The sequence below is a fragment of the Frankia alni ACN14a genome (assembly GCF_000058485.1).
GTDB classification, from domain to species: Bacteria; Actinomycetota; Actinomycetes; order Frankiales; family Frankiaceae; genus Frankia; species Frankia alni.
Genome location: NC_008278.1, coordinates 951,526 through 970,646 on the forward strand (window position 1 = coordinate 951,526; position 19,121 = coordinate 970,646).

The following is a 19,121-nucleotide window of genomic DNA, read 5'->3' on the forward strand; positions in this document are numbered from 1 at the left end:
GGAACCGGCCGTCGACGGGCCGGGCACACGCCGGGGGCCGGCGTCACGAGGCGACGGACGGACCGTCGCCGGCGGGCGCGACGGGACCACGGCGGGATCGAGGAGGCGTGGCGACCTATCTGCTCGGCCTGGGAGCCGCAGTGTGCTTCGGGGTGGCCGCCGTCATCCAGCAGCGGGTGGCCTTCCGCGCGCCCCCCGGTGACGTCCTGCGCCTGCGACTGCTGCTGTGGCTGGTGCGCCGGCCGCTGTGGGACTTCGGCGTCGCCATCGGCGCCCTGGGCAGCCTGCTGGCCGGGGCCGCGCTGACCCACGGCGCCGTCGCGCTCGTCGAACCGCTGCAGATCTGTCAGCTCCTGTTCGCCCTGCCGCTCGCCGCGTTGCTCGCGCGCCGCGTGGTGCCGCGGCGGGACTGGACGGCCGCCGCCGCGACTGCCATCGGGCTCGCCCTGTTCGTGTACGCCGGCAACCCGGACGCGGGCGATTCCGAGGCCGCGACCTCCGGCGGTTGGGTGCTGACCGGAGTCCTCGTCGGGCTGATCGTGTTCGGCGCGGTCTGGGGGACGCGGGGGCTCGCGGCCGTGCGGCGGGCGCCGTTGCTGGCCGGCGCCGCGGGCCTGCTGTCCGCGCTGCAGGCCGCGCTCGTCAGCGCCGCCGGCCACCTGGCGACCGCCGACGGCGTCGACGCCCTGGCCCGGTCCTGGTTGCCCTGGGCGGTCGCTTCCGTCGCAGTGATCAGCGCGTTGCTCGCGCAGAGCGCCTACGAGATGGCCCCGCTGCCCGCGTCGCTGCCGGCGTCGGTCAGCGTCGAGCCGCTTGCCGGCGTCGCCATCGGCGTGGGGCTGCTCGGCGGTGGACTGCGGTTGACCCCGCTCGCGCTCGCCGGCGAGCTGCTCGGTCTGATCGTGATGACGGTCGGCGTCCGGGCGCTGGCACGCTCGCCGCTGATCACCGGCCAACTCTCGCGGCTGGCGGCGCGGCAGGCGCAGGGCCGGCTGTCCCGGCTGGAGGAGCAGGTGCACCACGATCTGGAGCGGCTGCGCCACGACCTGCGGCGCAGCCGACAGGCCGGGTCGAGCGGCCCGGCGGTGCGGCGCCTGCGCCGACGCCTGCAACGCGACCTGGACCGCATCGGCGAGGAGCTCGCGAGCCTCGCCGACGAACGGGACCGCTTCGAGGAACAGCTCCGGCCGCGGCGGCCGGCGCGGGCGGTCGCCGCGGTCCAGGCCGTGCGCCCCGATTCCCACCGGCGGCGCCCGATGCCGCGCGCCGCCGGTGCTCCCGGTGCCGCCGGTCCGGCCGGCGCCGGTGTGGTCTGGGCCGGCGCCGCCGCCGCCCGGACAGACCTCGCCGCCCGGACAGACCTCGCCGCCCGGACAGACTTCGACGCCCGGTCAGACCTCGACGGCCGGGTCGTGAGCGCCGGTGCCCACGTGCCGATGCCGGGTGGGCTTCCGGCCGATTCGACCGTGCCGGCGTCCGCGCCGGTATCGGTGCCGGCGCCGGTGCCGCGAGACGTGCTCGGCGGCGACGCGGTGCCCGCCGCGGGACTGATCGCGGCGCGGCGCGAGCTCGACGCGAGAGCTGAGGAACTGCGCCGCCAGGCCGACCGGTTGCGCCGCGCCACCCGCCGGATCCTCGCCGCCGACGCCGGTGGCCGGAGCCCCGACCGGCCGCGTCGTCGTCTGCAGGGAGCGCGCCGCTAGCGGGCGCCGGTGACGCGGTGGTGCAGGTGCACGACGCCGCCGGCGAACCTGTGCTGCCCGAGCAGCTCCAGCCGCACCCGGACGCCCTCCGGCAGCGCGCGCACCCCTGCGCCGACCACGACCGGTGTGAGGAACAGGTGACACTCGTCGACCAGGCCGGCCCGGATGGCGTGGCCGGCGAGGGTGGGCCCGCCGATGGAGACGTCGCCCTCGGCCGACGCGACCAGCCGGCGGATGGCGTCCGGGTCGAATCTCCGCTCGATCCGGGTGCGCGACGTGGAGGGGCCGTCGAGGGTCGTCGAGTACACCACCTTGTCGGCCGCCTGCCAGATCCGCGCGTAGTCCAGCATGACCGGACGCCTGTCGCCACCGGTGGGCCTCCGATCGCCGTCGGCGGGCCGGGCGTCGGTGGGCCGGGCGTCGGTGGGCCGGGCGTCGGTGGGCATCGTCTCCCAGGCCGCCATCACCTCGTACAGGCGGCGCCCGTACAGGTAGGTGCCGATCGTCCGCTCCAGGTCGTTGACGAAGGCGTGCACCTCCTCGTCGGGTACCGCCCAGTCGAAGCGGCCCTCGGCGTCGACCACGTAGCCGTCGAGCGACGTGATCGCCGAGTAGATCAACCTGCCCATCATGCGCTCCCTCGGTTCACCCGACCGGTCGGCAGCGGGTGCAGGACGACGTCGTCGAGGCGACCTCGGACGACCATCGCGGTCATATAGGTGGGCGCGGGCTGGCGGCGACGGTCGGTGGGGGAGCCGGGATTGAGCAGGCGCAGTGGGCTCGCCACCGTCGACGGCGTCCGTGCCCCCGGGCCGCCCGCACCCGCCGGCCCGGGGGAGCGCTCGACCGTCGAGTCCCACGGCACGTGCGAATGACCGAAGACCAGCACGTCGGCGTCGGGGTAGGCGGCGGCCATCCGACGTTCCCGTCCCCGGGCCGGGCCGGTCTCGTGGACGACCACGAAGCGCAGCCCCCCGAGCGTGGCCCGGGCGATCTCCGGCAGGACCGCGCGGACGTCCGGGCCGTCGTTGTTGCCGTAGCAGCCGATCAGCCGCCCCGCCCGCGCCGCGAGCTCGTCGACGGCGTCCCGGCTGATCCAGTCGCCGGCGTGCAGCACGACGTCCGCCTCCTCGACCGCCGTCCAGATCTCGGCGGGCAGCGCGCGTGCCCGCGTCGGAAGATGCGTGTCGGACAGCATGACCAGCCGCATCCGGCCAGTATCCGATGCAGCGTCGGAGCCGGCCGGGTGACCCCGTCGCCGGGCGGCCGGTTGGAGACCGGGTGACGGGATGAGGCGTGCGGCCGTGACCGGCGGGAACAGCCCGTCGCGGCGTCGGAACCTGAGCCGCGCTCGGGTCGCTACCATGATCGCGCTGTTCGTTCTGGCTCTGGTGTTCGCGAGCTGGGCACCGCGGGTGCCACAGATCAAGACCGACCTGCGCCTCGGCGACGGACGGCTCGGGTTGGCCCTGCTCGGCGCGCCGGTCGGTGCCGTCCTGACACTGTGGCTCGTCGGCATCGCGGTGGCCCGCTTCGGCAGCGTCCGGGTGGTGCGCGCGGCCCTGCCCAGCTACTGCGCCGTCGGATCGTTGTTTCCGCTGGTGGGCGGTCAGTGGTCGCTGTTCGCGCTGCTTTTTCTGTGGGGCGCCACCAGCAGCGGCCTCGACATCGCCGCGAATGCCCAGGCCATCGGGATCGAGCGCGGGTACGGTCGGCCGATCATGGCCACGGCGCACGCGGCGTGGACGGCCGGCGCGCTCAGTGGAGCCGGGATCGGCACCGCCGCCGCGGCGCTGGCGGTGCCCGTCGGCGCCCAGTTCGCCACGCTCGGCGCGGCCGGCCTGGCCGTCGCCCTACCGGCCACCTGGTGGATGCTGCCGGACCTGGCGGGGCCGGTCGCCGAACCGTCCGGCGAGCGGTCGGGGGCGCGGCCCGCTGCCGACCAGTCGGTGCCGGCGCGGGTGGCGGCAGGGGCGGCGGCGGCAGGGGCGGCCGCGGCGACCGAGCGGTCGCGCGTACGGCGCGGCCGCCGGTGGTCGGGGCGGTTCGCCGCGCTGTGCGCAGTCTCGTTCGGAAGCTTCCTGTGCGAGGGGGTGGCCGCGGACTGGAGCGCCGTCTACCTTGCCGAGGTGACGGGCGCGGCCGCCGGGGTCGCCGGGGCGGGCTTCGTGGCGTTCACGGTGTGCATGTTCGCCGTCCGCCTGGTCGGCGATCGCGCGATGGCGCGCTACGGGCCACCGCGGACGGTGCGAGCCTTCACCGCGGTCGCGGGCGTGGGGTTCACGGGCGCGCTCGCGGTCGGCGCCCTGCCGTTCGGCTCCGCCGCCGGGGTGATCGGGTTCGGCGCCCTGGGCATCGGCACCGCCTGCGTGGCGCCGGCGGTGTTCTCCACCGCCGGCCGGCTCGGCGAGTCGGCGGGAACCTCGATCGCCGTGGTCAGCACGGTGGGCTACGCCGGCTGGCTGACCGGACCGCCCGTCGTGGGCGGGCTCGCCGAACTCGTCGGCCTCCACCGTGCCCTGACGGTCGTGCTCCTCCTGCTCGCGACGATCATCGTCTTCGCGCCCGCGCTGCGCGCCCCCCGTGCCGACTCCGCAACGGACGGGCGAGTCTCCGCCCCGCCGGCGACCGACATCGCCCCGCCGGCGACCGACATCGGCGGGCCGGCGACCCCGTGAGCCGCCCGCGCCTTACTTCCGCGCACGCCTGAACCCGGGCAGCAACGTCTGGACCAGAGCGTCCGTCTCGGCCTCGGCCCGGCCTCCCCGGCGGCCTCCACCGGCACCGATGGTCCGATACATCTCCGTGGTCACCGCCTCCAGAGTGCGGCGATCGCCTCGGGCCGACACGGTGCGCAGCAGGTCGCGCCACAGCGCCTCGGACGCGGGCACCGCCCGCAGGCCGGTGCGGCAGGCGGCCATGGCCGTCATCGTGTCTCCGAAGCCCAGGGTGAGCTCGGCGAGGCGGTGGGCCACGTCGACGACGCCGGCCCGGGTGCTGCGCGCGATGGGGCCGGTGGTCGCCCACCGGTACCGGCCGGTGGGCAGGTTCGTCCACAGCGGCCCGCTGACCATCCGCAGAGCCGTCGTCAGGTCCGCCTCGGTGTCGCCTCCGGGCATGCCCGCCCGATGGGTGTAGGCGACGAACAGCTCCCAGTCGCAGCGCACGTCCGAACTCAGTCGCCACCGGCCCTGCGGATCGACGGACAGCCGGGGCCGTCCCTCGACGTCGGCTCCCAGCCAGCGGCGGGCCTCTCCCAGCGCCGCGTCCACGGCATCGTCGTCGGCCTCGGCGTCGGCGGGCCAGATCTCCTCGGCGAGCAGCCGGCGGTGCGCGCCCTCACGGTGCAGCGCGAGGTACACGGCAATTTCGGTGAGCAGATCGAGGTCGTCCGTCGGTTGCCGTCCGGGCCCCTCGACGGTGGGCACCCCCAGGACGCGGACCTGTGCCTCCCCCGTGGCCATCGGCTCGTCGGGGCGCGACTCGCGCACGGGTCGTAGTCCGGTGGCCGATGGCGGTTCTGGCGCTGCGGTCGCCGGCCCTGCGGTCGCCGGCCCTGCGGTCGCCGGCCCTGCGGTCGCCGGCCCTGCTGACGCCGGCCCCGCCGACGGCGGCCCCACTGACGGTGGGGCTGTCCCCGGCGACGGCGGGACCGGACCGGCTTGCCACGTGCGGCCGCGCGGAGTGGTCGTTTCCCCGTCGGAATAGCTGACCGGCGGCTGCGGGCGCGCGATCTGCCCGGACGGCGGCCCGGAGTGTTCCGGCGGTGCCGAGGATGGCTCCCGGGGCGGCGCGGCGGTGGGATACCGCCCGCTCGGCCTCTCGTTGGGCGGTGGAATCGGCGGGCGCGGTGGGGGCGCCGCAGGCGGCGAGGGAGTTGGGCGTGGCGGGGTTGGTACCCGCTCGGGGGGTATCGAGGACCGGGTGGACCCGAGCGGAGTCCCGGGCATCGCGGTGGCCGGGGCTGGCGCCGCGGGCTGCGGCACGGAGGCGGGCAACGCAGTGGCAGTCGGCGCTGTTCCGGGCGGCGGACTCGCACCCGGGACTGTCGCGGCCGGTGGTGGTGGTGGTGGTGGTGGTGGTGGAGACGGCGTCGCGGCGCCAGCGGTTTGGGCTCCCCGGGCCGCCGGAGCCTGGGGCTGGGCTTGGGCCGCACGGTTGGCCCGCATCCGCGGGGTCTCGAAGTAGAGCACCGGGGGCACCCGGGGAATGTCGGTGGGCCGGATCAGCGGACTGCTCGGATGGGACAGCAGCATGGCGTCGGTGTCGTGCGGGCCGGCGTCCCCGGGTGCTGCCAGGAACGGCGTGGGCGCCGGGGCGGATGGCGTTACCCTTCCGGGCGCGGGCTCAGCGTCGGAGGCTGCGGAGTGTGGCGACGCCGCCCGTTCGGGCGACGCCGGACCACCGGGAGAGATGAGGGGAACAGGCGGCGGCCCGAGCGGCGCCCGGCGACCGTTCGCCGGGGGCCGGGTGAGATCCTCGTCCGCCGACGCCGGAGCGGAAGCCTGCGAGCCGGTCGCGGGTGGGATCGCCGCGAGTGGCGGCGTCCACGGCAGGACGCCGGGAACCGAGTCGGCTCGAGCCGGCGGTCGCGTGATCTCGTCGTCCGGAGTGGGTTGCGCCGGCGCGGGCACCGCCTCGCCCGGGTCTGCCTGCGCCGCCCCGACGGCGCGGGCAGGATCGGTCATCGCCGGTGGTGGCAGGGGTGGCGGCGCCGGCGGGGCCGCGATGGACGAGGCGGGCGCAGGCGTGGCCTGCGGCGGCGGTTCGTCCTCGGCAGGTCCGGCGGGAGCCGGAACGGTCGCCGCGTCGGCCGCGCGGAACAGGGCCGCGATCGCCCGGCATTCGGGCCCGGAGATGGACTGCGCCCACACCTCGACACCCAGCACGCCCAGCGACATCCGGCGGTCCGGTCCGACCGTGAACCGCCACCGGGCGGCCGGGGAGTCGCCCACCGTGAGGACGCCCACCGCATGCCGGCGTCCCTGCGCCATTCTCGCCAGCCGAGCGATGTCGGCCTCGGCCGGCGGCTCCGCGAGGACGAGCAGGTCCGGGGCCAGGGCCCCCGGATTGCCGGCGATCCGCTGGCCCGCTTCGAGGGGAAAGTCGTCACCGTAGGCTCCGACGTCGAGGACCGCGTCCTCGTCGTCGGGACCGGACAGTTCGTCGAGGGCCTCCGCGACGCTGACCGCGGTCCACAGCCGTTCCGGGGCGATCGTCAGCAGCTCGTCGAGGTCGTCGTCGGCGGGAAAACCGATCAGGCAGACCCGCAGGTCATCCGACCAGACGTTGGTGGCCAGCTCGAGCGCGACGGCGATCACCACCTGCATCGCGATGACGCGGTCGCCGAGGAGGCTGATCACACCGGGTGCGCCCTCGAGGTCGACGAGAATGCGCGACCCGGCGTCGTCATGGCCGAAGCTGACCAGTGCCGGGAACGGCGCGGGCACCCCAAGGACCGGCTGGGCGAAGGAGCCGTCCCCCGACACCGCCAGAAGTTCCGGAGTGCGCTCGATCCACCAGGATCCGGGAACCTCACCGACCGCCCAGGGTGGCGGTGGCGGCTCCTCCTGCGCCGGCGCCATGTGCAGGATCAGCGCATCCTCGGTGAGGATGGCCGCGTAGACCGCGGGAAGCAGACGCGCCTGCTCCGTGAGCGCGGCGGACAGTACCCGCAGTGACCGGTCGATGAAGCGGGCGGCCTCGGTGTCCGAGGCGAGCAGCAGCGCCCGTTCCGTGGCGTCCTGGGGTGGCTGGGCCGGACCGCTTCGGCGCCCGGACAGCGCCACCATCACCCCGGCCGCGAGCAGGCCGGCGGCCGCGACGCCCAGGAAGTCCTGTGGCGGTGCGAGGGAGGCGGCCAGCATCGGACCCGCCGCCTGTTCCGGTGCGTCCGGCCCCGAGGGCAGGCGCGATGACGCGAACGGGTTGTCCGGTGCGTAGCGATCACCTGCTGTTTGCCGGTCATCGGCTGTGTCCCGGTCGTGGGCTGTGTACCGGTCGTCGGCCGCGCCGGGCCAGGCCTCGAAGGCGGCGTCGTCGTCGGCGTCTGCGGCGTCGCCGAAGCTGTCGTGATCGAAAAGCTCGGCCAGTTCGCCGTCGCCGGCGGGGTCAGCCGCAACCTGCGGCCACTCGGCGGTGCCTTCGGGCATCCGCAGGACGCGCAACCCGTCGCCCTGGGCGTCGGCGGGCAGTAGCAGGACCCACCCGGCGTGGATGAGGGACGGCTTGGACAACGTCCGGCCGTCCGGTTGGGTGCGGCCCTCGTTCAGATCGAAGATCTCGCGGTACCGCAGCCCATCACCGAGAAAGCGCTCGGCGATGCCCCAGAGGGTGTCGTGATGACGTCCGTCCGCCGGGCGCACCTCGTACAGCTTCACCATGCGCTCGCCGAGGACCAGGCGGCTGTGCTGGTCCGCGGCCGGGCTGATCAGCTCCGGGCGGTCGCCAGGCCATGGTGGCGGCAGCTCGTCCTGACCGGCGACAGGCTGCTGCGCCGGGAGAACCGGCCCTGCGAACTCCGCCGTCCGCACCCCGGCCAGGCGACCGACACGGTCAGCGCCAGCGACACCGTCCGAACGACCCACGCCGTCCGGGCCGACGCCGTCCGGGCCGGTGCCGTCCGGGCCGGTGCCGTCCAGACCGTCGGGATCGGCCACGTCGCCATACCGGTCGCCGGGATAGGGAGCGTGTTCGTATCCGCCGTCGCCCGGGAGCTCGTCAGGAGGCGAGACGCCAGCACGCGGCGAGGCTCCATCGAGGGCCCAGGTGGGGCGCGCGGCAGGTGAGACGGGCAGGGTGGCCCAACTGCGGGAGGCCTGGGCCGTTGAACCAACGCCGTCGGGCGTGTCCGGATGGTCGGGCGAATCCGGGTGGTCGGGGGCCCCAGGTCCGTCCAGGCCGTTCGTGGTGCCGTCCCGCAGGCCGGTCCCGTCCGCGACCCGGGGCGGCGCCAGTTCCGGGCGCGGACCCGGTGCGGGCATCCCTCGCAGCACCCCGCCTGGTCCGGGGCGCTGCCCACGTGCCGTCTCCTGCCCGTAGGTCGCCGGAACCACGAGGGCTGTGGTGCCCGAGAGCAGCAACGCGGTGACGACGAGGCGGCGGGCGAGCATCTGGGGGGCACCGCCGAACGGAATGCGCGGAGCCAGACCGCTGCCGCGAACCTCCGCGCGCCACTCCGCGACGAGACAGGCGATGAAGTGCGCCCACGCCGCCCAGAAAAGCAGGGAAAGGATGGCCCGGACGACCCCGCCTGCCCCGCTGCCGCTCCGGATCGGCGGACCGAGCACCAGCGCGAGGACCACGGGGATGCCGAGGACCGCCACCGTGATCGCCGCGAGCGCGCCCGCCGCCTGCAGCCGCTCGCGCGCGCGATCCTCGGGCGGGACCATAGGCACCGCCTGCCGGGTCGGCACCGCCTGCCGGGTCGGCACCGCCTCGCCGCCGGTGGCGCGCCGGCCGGCCGCACCCCTCGCGGCCGGGCCACGCCGCCGCTTCGCATCCGGCTGCGGCGTGCCTGGCCGCACGGCGGATTCCGGCACGGACGGTGGGGTGCCCGTGGGGTCGGGCGGATGCGAGGGCGACGGTGCCGAGGGCAACGGTGTGGTCGACATGGTTCGTCCCCGATCAGGCGCAGGGTCGGGCGCACGTGCGTGCCGGGCGAGGGGCGTCGTCGGTCCGCTGGGCACGTCGCGTGGCGCTCATGCTAGGTCGACTGCCGCGGCGATCCGGGGCGAAGTGAGAGTTCTCTGGCCTTCTTGTGACGATTAACCAGATCGAGATCCTGGGTGCCCTGATCGTCCAACGTGCAGGCTCTCCGGAGCGGCGGAGAGGAAACAGGGAGCGGCCGGAACGGCTGCCGGGCGGCGTCCGGGGCTCCCTACGCAGGCGGCGCGCAGTGGGCATCCGGCCTCCTCACGCTGCTGCGCCGAGACGGCGACAGCGGGACGAACCCGGTGTAACCGTACCAGTGCGATCGCAGAGCGGGAACGTAGGGATGACAGATACGGGATCTTTCACGCACGATGAGCATTCGGTACCCGATCAAACGCTAAATGTCCGGTTTGAACCTTGCGCTGAGTAATCTCCGCATCCTGAAGCTGCGGTACTGATCGGCGCGTGTCGAGCACAGGGATGTGGCTTGAGTGGATACGCGGCGGCGAGCCGGCGAGCTCCGGATCGTTTCGCCATCACGGTGCCCGAGAGCTGGTTCACGTTGGATCTGAGGTCCGGCCTGACCATGCGTTCGATCGATCCTCTCGTTCACGCCCGTATCCGCGGCACGCCGATGCTGGCCGACCGCCGGGCGGTCATGGCCGCCGTGCTGCGCGACGCGGCACGGCGCGCGACGGCGAGCGGCGCGGTCTACTGCGGCGTGATGGCGGAGGCCATCGACGGTGCAGGCCTGTCAGCCACGGTGTCGGTCAGCTCTTTCCGCCATGACGCGGGGCCGGGGGAGTCGGTCCCCACGGTGGGTGAGCTCGTGGTGGGACTGCAGGAGGAGTCCCTGCCGTCCCTGTCGGGTGCCTGGCGCAAGGTGCAGATCGTGGATCTTCCTGCCGTCGGCCTTGCCGCCCGCATGCTCGGTGCGTCGGCCTCCGGCGGTGGGTTGGACATCGAGCCGAGCCTGGTTGCGAGCATGCGCACGTTGATCCCCGTGCCGGGTGCGCCGCGCGTGGCCCAGGTCGAGTGCCGCAGTCCGAATATCGCGGTGACCGACGCGCTGCACCGTCTGTTCGACGCCGTGACCGCGACGTTCCGCTTCGTTCCCGACGGTCCCGACTTTCGCGCACCCGTCTGACCGCACGTCGCCGGCACAGGTCGGCGGCGCAGGTCGACAGGGGTGTGGCCAGATTCCGGTGCCTTCGCGGCTGCTGTCCGCGGTGCTGGAGCACCAGTCCGGGAGAGATCGGTCCAGCAGGTGCAAAGCATGACCGCCAGCTTGTGGCGCATCATCACCTCCTCCATTAAGTTAGGCGAACTTAAGTAAGGCTCGTGGTTCGACGTGGAGGCATGGATGACGGACCGGCGGCGACGCGTCGACAGTGCACCGATCATGGCGGCCCGGTCCCTGATCCAGGGCGCCCCGTACGGAAGCCTCGCGCTGTGGGGTGGCGCGGTCGCGCATGGCCTGCGTTTCGCGACGGCGCCTGTGGATGTGCCGTTGGACGCGCCCACCGGCCCGGTCGCGGTGCCCCGGCCGCAGTCCGGCGTCTCTCCTGCTCACCCGGTCAGTGGCCGGGTGTCACCGGCGGAGGAGCCGTACATCGAGTCGGCGCCGGGCGGCCCGGCGATTTCCCGAGTGCTCCTGCTCGCCCCGACGCCCTTTGCTGCGGGCCTCGGCGGGGGCGACCTCGCGACCCGGCTGAACCTGTGCGGGTCGGCAACCGAAGGCGGGCGCTGGGTCTCGGTCGCATTCGGGGGATGGGTCTCCCCGCTGCCGGCGCAGGCGTGGCCGGTCGCCGCCGTCGGCTTCTCCCTGCGACATCCGACCGCCGATCTGCTCGATCTCGGCGCCGGCTGGTCGCTGCTGCAGATGGAGGTTGCCGAGGCCGTGGTGCGGACCGCTCGCGCCTGTGTCCTGCTCGCCACCGCTGCTGCCGTCGGTCTGCTGGCGGAAGCGTCCGGGACTTGTCCGTGAACCGGCGGGCTCCCCGAACTGGCGGGTCCCGGGGTCCCTGTGGCGGCGGGGTCCCTGTGGCGGCGGGGTCCCTGTGTCGACGAGGTCGCTGAGCCGATGGGCCCGGTTCGGTCATCCGGCGCTCTGGATCTCGCTCTGGATCTCGGCAAGGCGGGTGCGCAGCTGGTCGAGCCGGGCGTGCAGCTCGGTGAGCGTGCGCTCGTAGCCGGGCCAGACGGTGGTCCGGAACTCGGTCGCGCCGCGGCCGTCCCAGCTCTCCGGATCGGTGAGGGTTCTCGCGGTGGACCGCAGCTCGTCGAAGTGGGTGAGCAGCGGTCCGTTCACAATCGAGGCAAGGTCCGAGATCGCGGCCACGGCCTGCGGGGTGCTGCGAACGGTGACGTCGGACGACAGGGTCACGGTGTCCTCCACGGGGATTCTGGTCGATGGACGAACGGCGCCGGGGGGTCGGGGAACGATGATCAGCTTCCCGCCGCGGCGGTCCGCCTGTTGATCTCGGTGATGCCGCGGGCCAGCTCGGTGAGGTTGGCGTGCAGGTCCGTGAGCGCCTGCTGCACCTCCGGCCAGATCTGCGCGCGGAAGACCTGGGCCTTCGGGCCCTCCCAGTTGCGCGGGTCCGCAAGGGTGTTGCCGTGGTCGATGAGGTTCACCGCCGTCGTCTGCAGGCCGGGTAGTTGCTGACTCATCCGTGCGGCGGCCTGCAGGGCCGCCGGCGTCGTGACAGTTCTCATCCGATTCCCTTCGCACTGTGTCGCGGATGGGGCAGTTGTCGAGAGCGGTGCTGGAGGTGGGGCTGATGCCGGGAGCGGGGCCGGTCGCCAGGTTGAAGGTCGACGGGAACGGTGGCCGGTGGGCAGGCGACCTGCACGGGGAGTAGGAGTCCACGCCGGATGAGAACTCCCCGACCCGGCGGTACGGGGCCGGGGCTCGTCCGAGGGAGCCGGACACCGAGGAGCTCCCCGTCGACCGGTCGTCTCGGGGCGAGGAGCAGTCCGTGCCCCTCACGACGGACGTCGACGACGAAGCCGCGGTACTGCAGCACCAGCTCCTCCGTCGACCCGGCGATGACGAGCGCGCCCCCGGCGTCGCGTGCCTGCTGCCAGAAGCTCGCAAGCTCGGCGGCCGCCTGCTCGCCGATCAGCTCGGCGTCGTCGACGAGGACGACCGGCGGCCGCCTGCCCGGCGGGACGGCCCAGGGCGCGGCCACGCCGGCGCCGAGGTGGGCAGTTCCGGGAGGTGGGATCGGCCGCCCCGGGCCACCCTCGTCGCCGGCCCCGCCCCCGGCCAGGTGGCGCAGAACGGAATCCACCACGGCCAGAACACCCGGTTGGCCCGCCAACGCACGTAGCGCCGAGGGGCGCGGTGTCACCGCGACGACGTCGACACCACCGGCCAGCAGTGACAGTGCGAGGGTGAGCAGCGTCGAGCTGCGTCCCGATCGCGGCGGCCCGCCCACGACGAAGCCGGGCTCCTCGTCGAGCGCGAGGTCGACGACGTCCAGTTCGTCCCCGCCGAGTCCGAGAGCGGCCCGCAGCCGGGGCCCGGGTGGGCGGTGGGGAGCGGTGGCGGATCGACGAGCCTGGGCGGTCGCCATCCGAGCGCTGGTGACGCACTCCGGGAGCGCTTCGACGCGGAAGGGGCGGTTGCCGTCCCGTGCCGGTCCGCTCGTGTGGACGTCGGCCCGCACTCGCGCACCCAGGGCCCGAAACGCCGCCACCTGCGCCCGGCCGGTCGCTTCCAGAGTGAGCACGGCGACCTGAACCTCGACCGGAGCCGTGAAGCGGCCTCCGACCGCGACACCCCGCCCGGGAGACAGCCGCTCGGGCATGTCTGCGGCGCGGATGCCAGCCAGTGCGTAGTCGCCGGGATCGGCCATCCGCAGGATCAGCCGCTCATCGATGAGGGAGGCCAGCCGGCCGGTGAGCCCGCGCCGGTCCGTGGACAGGATCACCCGCAGCCCGGCAGCCGGGCCCTCCCGCAGCAGCCGGAGAAGGCACTCGACGAGTTCGCCGCCGTCGGCATCCTCGGACGCGGCGAGCAGAGCCTCGAAGCCGTCGACGAGAAGCACGAGGTAGGGCGGCCGGACGACGGCACCATCCGGGGCCGGGGCGACGCTGCGCCGTGCCTCCTGCAGATCCGCGACCCCGTTCGCGGCGAGTCGCCGGCGGCGCTGCTCGACGGCGACGGTCAGCCGGGCGAGCAGTCGTCCCACCCGATCGGGATCATCCCGCCCGACGAGCGCGCCGGTGTGCGGCAGGCTGGTCATGGCCGCCAGCGCTCCACCGCCGTAGTCCAGCCCGTAAAGGTGGACGTCGAGCGGGGACAGTGCGCCGGCGATCGCGCCCGCCACCGTCCGCAGGACCGTGGACCGTCCGGACCGCGGCGCGCCGACGACCATCAGGTGGCCGCCGTCCTCCAGGTCCAACGCGAAGGGCTGTTGCGCCTGGCGGTCACAGCGGTCGGACAGGCCGATGGCGACCGGGGTGAGCACCGTGCCGGGAAGCTCTGGCCTGCCCTGGCGGGACTCGGGGCGGCGCCGCCCTGGCGTATCCGCCGGGTGCGGGTAGAGCTCGTCGGAGCCGACGACGGCCGGCAGTGCGCCGAGCGCGATGCGCTCCGGCATGGGTGGAAGCCAGGGACTCGGCTGGGCGGGGATCCCCATGGCCGCGGCGGCCTCGCGGACCGCCCCGACCAGGACGGTCAGCTCGGTGTCGCCGGGTGCGGTATCCCGCGACGTCGCCGCGGGATACGGCCGGGCCGGTTCCGACTCCGGCACGTCCGGCCCGGGCCACGCCAGCAGGCTCACCCGCGGCGCGGCCCCGTCGGGGTCGTCGCCCTCCGTGCGGACCGGGCTGCCCACCCAGGCGGTCTGCACGGTCGTGACCCGCTCGGGCCCGGTGCGCACCACCGCCCGGCCGGGGGTGGCGGCATCGATCGCGGCGGCGTCCGGACACCCGACGACGTCCTCGCTTTCGGCCACGTCCGTGACCCGCAGCGCGACGCGCAGGTTCGTGTTCGCCCGGATCTCGGGGGAGACGACGCCGCTCGGACGCTGGGTGGCCAGGAGCAGGTGGATGCCGAGGGAGCGCCCGCGCTGGGCAAGACTGACCAGGCCGGTCACGAAGTCGGGTAGCTCGCGGGCGAGGGTGGCGAACTCGTCGACGACGAGAACCAGTCGGGGCGGGACCGCCAGCTCGCTCGGACCTGCACCCGACGCCGCCCGACGCAGAGCGTCGAGATCTTTGGCGCCGAACCGCGCGAGGAGCGCCTCGCGGCGGTGCAGCTCGGCGGACAGCGAGATCAGAGCCCGGCGCACGAGGTGCGGATCGAGATCCGTGACGAGCCCCACGGTGTGCGGCAGGGCGGCGCATTCGGCGAAGGCGGCGCCCCCCTTGTAGTCGACGAGCACGAACACCAGCTCGTCCGGCCGGTAGGCCACGGCATGCGCAGCGATGATCGTCTGCAGCAGCTCCGACTTGCCCGATCCGGTCGTGCCCGCGATCAGCCCGTGTGGGCCGTCCCGGGAAAGATCGAGCGCGAACGTGCTGCCGCCGGCGACTCCCACCGGGACGGGACGGCTTCCCGGTGGGGTCTGCGAGCCCGAAGCGAGCGACCATGCCCGCCGGATCGCCGCTGCGGCCTGCCGGCTCTCGCCGCTGATGTCCGACAGCCGCACGGCCACGGGGAGAGCGGCGCGGTCGTCGGCCGCCAGCCGAAGCGGCGCAAGTGCCCGCGCCACCGACTCGTACCAGCGGGCCGCTCCGGACGGAGTGTCGCCGCCGTCCCCGGCCGGACCGATGAGGTCGGGGCGGACGTGCCCGATCACCCCAGCCTGATCCCGACGCACGGTGAGAGACTCGCCGTCGGGTGTGACGACGGCCCGGCATTCAGCCGGGAGATCACGCACGTCGGACTCCAGGCAGATCACGTGGATGCCCACAGCCGGGCCGGCGCGCAGCACCGGGATCAGGCCGGCGATGGATCGCAGCGAACGAGCACCGTCGAGCACGAGCAGGATGTCGGGGCCGGTGGGGCGGCGGTCGGGCGGCAGACTCTGGCGGCGTTGCAGCAGGGACCGCAGTTCGGCGACCCGGGCGACCCGGCCCGCCGCGTCCGCCGCGAACCACGGCCCCGCGTCCCCGGCGGCGGTCCGGCAGTGCGGCAACCAGCGAGTCCACCGCCATCCGGCGGCACGCCCGGCATCGGCCGCCAGCACGCAGATCGCCAGCTCCTCGGGGCTGTGCAGAACGGCGGCCTGGGCGAGGAGCCAGCAGCCGATGTCCTGGGACCGGGCGCTCGCCACCCCGACGACGCCGTCCTCGCGCAGGGCGACCACGGCGGGCAGATCCGCGTGCATCGGCGCGGCCGGCAGGCCGGCGGCGGTGATCCTGACCGTGCTTGGCTGGTTCGCGATTCCGACGCGAAGTCGCAGGTAGTCGGCGTCGCCCTGACGACGCCGCCAGAGCCCGGAGTCCCGCCGCCAGGCCGTGGCGAACAGGCTCGCCGGGTCGGGCTGTTCGGCGTGGCGCTCGGCGCATTCCGTCTCGAGCGCCGCCTGCGCCGCGCGCTCCACGTCGGCACGGAGCCGTCGATGGCGCGCGGTGGCCGCGCGGAAATCGCGGCGGTCCCGCCGGCGCCCGCTCACCACGGACAGAGCGAGGTTCAGCGGCCCGAGGACGGCGAACAGCAGGACGTAGACCGTCCGCAGCACCGCGGCCATGCCCAGGGCGGCAAGCAGGGGGAGGAGGGTGGCCAGCACGGGGACGGGCGCTCGGCGGGGCTCCTCGGGCGCCGCGGGCAGAGCGAAGGCGGTCGCCCGCGGGGGTGGGCGCAGCCGCGGCGGGCGGTTGACGTCGAGCCGTCCCGCAACCGCGGTGGAGGGAAGGGCCAGGGGGGCGACCGCGGTGGGACGCAGGAGCCGCAACGCCGTGCTCGGAGTGTGCACGGAGGCAAGGACCGAGCTGTCTGCCTTCGGCCGGTCCCAGCCGACGATCCTCGCGCCGGGGCCGGGAGTGACCGAAAGGCGTCCGTCGGCGGCGACCCGCACCGTCAGCACGGGTTCATCGGTGGCGGGGCCGGCAAGCAGGATGGCGCTGCCGGGAGCCGAACCGACGGTGTGCTCGCCGACCGGCAGCGGATGGATGACGCCGGCACTGGGGCCGGCGGTGATCATCAGCTCGGCCAGGCCCGCGCCGGAGGCCCGCCGGGCCGGCGGCGCGTCGAGGATCACGACCGAGCCCTCGGTCAACGGTGAGCTGGCGAGCGGCAGATCCGGGCTGAGCGGGCGGCCGCCGCCGGCGAGGGTCAGCGAGGGGCTGGCCCTCGCCGCGGCCCGGCCGGGGCGGGGCGGCCGGACGGCGGTCGCCAGCGCGTCGGCCACGACGCCGAGCGGTGTGTCGGCACCGGCGCGCAGAAGCACGTCGACGTTCGTTCCGGTGCGTACATCGTGAACGGTGAAAGCGATTTGCATGGGCCGAAGATACGACCCGAAAAGCCTCCCGGCGACCTCGGGCGACGCTGCGTATATGAATGTGGCCCTGTGGTTGTCGACCTATTCTTGTCGGCGACCGCAAGGTCGAGTTACGGACCGGAGCGGGATCGGCGGTCGTGGCCGGCCCGTAGCCTGGACCGTGCGCGGGTCACCTCCGCTCCGGCTCGCGCGACCAGGGCGTCCCCCTCCTCGGCCGGGGCGCCGGTGGCCTGGATTCCTGGCTGGCGTCCCCGTTTGTGCTGGTCAGGAGGCTTGTTGCTGGGGTTGGACGGAGCCGCGCCCACGAGGGCGACCCCCACGCTCACCGACAGCCGCAGGCGGTGGCCATGCACGTCGAGCGGTTCGTCGAGGGCCGCCACCAGCCGCTCGGCGAGGTCGGCAACATCCGGCGCGTCACCGGAGCCGACCAGCACGACGAACTCGTCGCCATCCCATCGGCCGAGAATGTCGGCGGGGCCGAGTACGCTCGAAAAGCGGCGGGCGACGGCGTGCAGGGCGGCATCACCGGTCGGATAACCGAAGGAGTTGTTGATTCGACGAAATGCATCCAGGTCCAGGAAGAGAACGGCGGTCCCGGCCTGCTCCGGGGAGGGAGGCGTTCGTGCGGATGAGGCCGCGCTCACGGCACGTGCTCTGGTGGCGTCCAACGCGCCGGATCCGCCAGGGGTGAGCCTGGCCGCGAGCAGGGCTCGCAGTGCCGTCCGGTTCGCCATACCGGTGATCGGATCCGTCGTGGCCTGACGGCGGAGGTCCTCCTCGCGCTGGCGCCGTTCGGTCACGTCCTCGACGACGACGATCAGTCCGTCGCCGCGCATGAGGGTGCTCAGGCGGACGTCGAGCCAGCGGTGGCCGCGCGGCGCCGACTGCGGCAGCTCGATGCGGGCCCGAGTCCGTCGCCGGTCGATCATCTGCCGGGAGAGGAACGCCAGGGTGCGGACCGGCGTGACCGGATCGATCGCGGCGAGGTCGGTCAGTCCGGCGGCGGGTGAGGAGCGGGCCGGGTCCGCGGAAGCGCCGGCCGAGCGCGCCGCGGCCGCGGCCTCGGCCGCGTGATCGCATGCTGCCAACCAGCTCATACCGGGCCGCACGGGGAGCAGGGCCACCCCGGTCGCGGCGCTGCGGCGCCACGCCTCGTTCAGACGGACCACGGTGCCGTCCGGCCCGAGAACCGCAACGGGGGAAGGGAGGGAGTCGAACACGGCCGCCGCGACGTCATCGGTGGGCACGGAGTTGGAATCCTTCCGGCTGCCGCCCCGTGGCGTCGAAGGGGCGCGGGGCGCGACCTCGACCCGCACGGCGCGGGTGATGTGCCGTGGGACCGCCCCGGGCGGGTGTCTCCCGCGCCGAGCAGGGCTGCCGCGGCGGTGCCTTCCGATCCTCGGGCGGCTGCCGACGGGTGGATTCCGTTTTGTCGAACCGTGTGTGGCGAAAGGTGCGGGAGAGAGGAGCGGGTGATGGGGAGTAGTGAATGTGCGGCGTGTCGGAGCCGTCCGTGGCTCGATACAGGCTCGGGAAACCGTCGGCGGGCCCGGCGCGGCGGGAATGGTGGCCGACGTCGCAGCCACCATCCCCTCCTGCATCGGGCCGGTCAGATTCTGGTGAGCAGGTCCTGCATCCTGACGATCTCGGCCGCCTGAGTGCGTTGAATGTTCTCGGCGAGCTGTTTCGCCGGGGTGTGGATGCCGTCATGGATCTCGGTCTTCGCCATGGCGACGGCGCCCTGGTGATGCTCGATCATCATCGCGAGAAACATCTCGTCGAAGGCCGGTCCGGTCGCGTTCCGCAGGGCGGTCATGTCCGCGCTGGACATCATTCCCGCCATGGCGGCGTCCGGTGCCTCGGTCTGGACTCCGTGATCGGCCATGCCGTCGTCGCCCAGGCCACCGCCGGCCGTGCCGTGGTCACTCGCGGTGTGGTCAGCCGAGCCGTGGCCACCCGTGCTGTGCCCGGAGACAGCCGGGTCGGTCGGGGAGGCGGTGGGCTGTCCCCAGGCGGTGAGCCAGCCCGCCAGGGTTGCGATCTCCGGTGCCTGCGCCGCCCGGATCTCCTGCGCGAGGGATCTGACCTGCGGGTTCTGCGTGTGGGACGGGGCCAGCTCCGCCATCTCGATGGCCTGCCGGTGATGGGGGACCATCATCTGGGCGAAGGTGACGTCGGCCGCGTTGTGGCCGCCGATCGTGGTCGTCGCTGTGGCGGTGGGTGCACCGGCGCTGCCCCCGCTGCCGCAGGCGCCGACGGTGACCGCGGCGACAACCGCCGGGATGAGCAGGATGAGTCGTTTCATGCT

The 19,121-nt window shown here is 74.2% G+C and carries 12 protein-coding genes; 4 read left to right on the top strand and 8 right to left on the bottom strand.

What is annotated here, in order from left to right; all coding sequences use genetic code 11:
* The first annotated feature begins 107 nt into the window (after positions 1-107).
* Positions 108-1,703, top strand: a complete 1,596-nt coding sequence (locus FRAAL_RS03775) for a DMT family transporter (protein WP_157891985.1) — start codon at positions 108-110, stop codon at positions 1,701-1,703.
* Here the strand turns inward: FRAAL_RS03775 and FRAAL_RS03780 are convergent.
* Entirely contained in the window at positions 1,700-2,335 is a 636-nt protein-coding gene (locus FRAAL_RS03780; protein WP_231861495.1) for a dihydrofolate reductase family protein, read from the bottom strand. The two genes, FRAAL_RS03775 and FRAAL_RS03780, sit on opposite strands and share 4 nt — an antisense overlap.
* Positions 2,332-2,913 (bottom strand): metallophosphoesterase family protein, encoded by a 582-nt coding sequence (locus FRAAL_RS03785; protein ID WP_041938801.1) that lies wholly within the window; start codon positions 2,911-2,913, stop codon positions 2,332-2,334. The genes FRAAL_RS03780 and FRAAL_RS03785 overlap by 4 nt, the downstream gene beginning before the upstream one ends.
* 79 nt (positions 2,914-2,992) lie before the next feature.
* Between FRAAL_RS03785 and FRAAL_RS03790 the strand changes: the two genes are divergently transcribed.
* A complete protein-coding gene (locus FRAAL_RS03790; protein ID WP_011602120.1) occupies positions 2,993-4,381 on the top strand; it encodes an MFS transporter in 1,389 nt (462 codons plus the stop codon).
* 12 nt (positions 4,382-4,393) lie between these two features.
* Here the strand turns inward: FRAAL_RS03790 and FRAAL_RS03795 are convergent, their stop codons facing one another.
* On the bottom strand, positions 4,394-9,094 hold the full coding sequence (locus FRAAL_RS03795) for a LysM peptidoglycan-binding domain-containing protein (RefSeq protein ID WP_157891986.1): 4,701 nt from the start codon (positions 9,092-9,094) through the stop codon (positions 4,394-4,396).
* An 896-nt stretch (positions 9,095-9,990) separates the two neighbouring features.
* Between FRAAL_RS03795 and FRAAL_RS03800 the strand changes: the two genes are divergently transcribed.
* Both FRAAL_RS03800 and FRAAL_RS03805 read left to right on the top strand, forming a co-directional pair.
* Entirely contained in the window at positions 9,991-10,503 is a 513-nt protein-coding gene (locus FRAAL_RS03800) for a hypothetical protein (RefSeq protein WP_231861497.1), read from the top strand.
* 216 nt (positions 10,504-10,719) lie between these two features.
* Positions 10,720-11,343, top strand: a complete 624-nt coding sequence (locus FRAAL_RS03805) for a hypothetical protein (protein ID WP_041938803.1) — start codon at positions 10,720-10,722, stop codon at positions 11,341-11,343.
* 111 nt (positions 11,344-11,454) lie between these two features.
* On the opposite strand, the gene FRAAL_RS03810 is transcribed toward FRAAL_RS03805, so the two are convergent.
* From FRAAL_RS03810 to FRAAL_RS03830, 5 genes are all read right to left on the bottom strand, one after another.
* Positions 11,455-11,742 (bottom strand): hypothetical protein, encoded by a 288-nt coding sequence (locus tag FRAAL_RS03810; protein WP_011602126.1) that lies wholly within the window; start codon positions 11,740-11,742, stop codon positions 11,455-11,457.
* Between the two features lie 62 nt (positions 11,743-11,804).
* Positions 11,805-12,074 (bottom strand): pyrophosphorylase, encoded by a 270-nt coding sequence (locus tag FRAAL_RS03815; protein ID WP_011602127.1) that lies wholly within the window; start codon positions 12,072-12,074, stop codon positions 11,805-11,807.
* Positions 12,071-16,813, bottom strand: coding sequence for an FtsK/SpoIIIE domain-containing protein (locus FRAAL_RS03820; RefSeq protein ID WP_011602128.1), 4,743 nt, complete (start codon positions 16,811-16,813; stop codon positions 12,071-12,073). The genes FRAAL_RS03815 and FRAAL_RS03820 overlap by 4 nt, the downstream gene beginning before the upstream one ends.
* A 110-nt stretch (positions 16,814-16,923) precedes the next feature.
* Complete coding sequence (locus FRAAL_RS03825) at positions 16,924-18,060, bottom strand: GGDEF domain-containing protein (RefSeq protein WP_041938804.1); 1,137 nt, start codon at positions 18,058-18,060, stop codon at positions 16,924-16,926.
* 362 nt (positions 18,061-18,422) lie between these two features.
* Complete coding sequence (locus FRAAL_RS03830; protein ID WP_011602130.1) at positions 18,423-19,118, bottom strand: DUF305 domain-containing protein; 696 nt, start codon at positions 19,116-19,118, stop codon at positions 18,423-18,425.
* Positions 19,119-19,121: the final 3 nt, after the last annotated feature.

Bases quoted from the DNA above. Each gene is read 5' to 3' on its own strand.
- FRAAL_RS03790 (WP_011602120.1), top strand. From the start codon at position 2,993: ATGAGGCGTGCGGCCGTGACCGGCGGGAACAGCCCGTCGCGGCGTCGG.
- FRAAL_RS03805 (WP_041938803.1), top strand. From the start codon at position 10,720: ATGACGGACCGGCGGCGACGCGTCGACAGTGCACCGATCATGGCGGCC.
- FRAAL_RS03795 (WP_157891986.1), bottom strand. From the start codon at position 9,094: ATGGTCCCGCCCGAGGATCGCGCGCGCGAGCGGCTGCAGGCGGCGGGC.
- FRAAL_RS03780 (WP_231861495.1), bottom strand. From the start codon at position 2,335: ATGATGGGCAGGTTGATCTACTCGGCGATCACGTCGCTCGACGGCTAC.
- FRAAL_RS03830 (WP_011602130.1), bottom strand. From the start codon at position 19,118: ATGAAACGACTCATCCTGCTCATCCCGGCGGTTGTCGCCGCGGTCACC.
- FRAAL_RS03800 (WP_231861497.1), top strand. From the start codon at position 9,991: ATGCTGGCCGACCGCCGGGCGGTCATGGCCGCCGTGCTGCGCGACGCG.
- FRAAL_RS03820 (WP_011602128.1), bottom strand. From the start codon at position 16,813: ATGCAAATCGCTTTCACCGTTCACGATGTACGCACCGGAACGAACGTC.
- FRAAL_RS03785 (WP_041938801.1), bottom strand. From the start codon at position 2,913: ATGCGGCTGGTCATGCTGTCCGACACGCATCTTCCGACGCGGGCACGC.
- FRAAL_RS03815 (WP_011602127.1), bottom strand. From the start codon at position 12,074: ATGAGAACTGTCACGACGCCGGCGGCCCTGCAGGCCGCCGCACGGATG.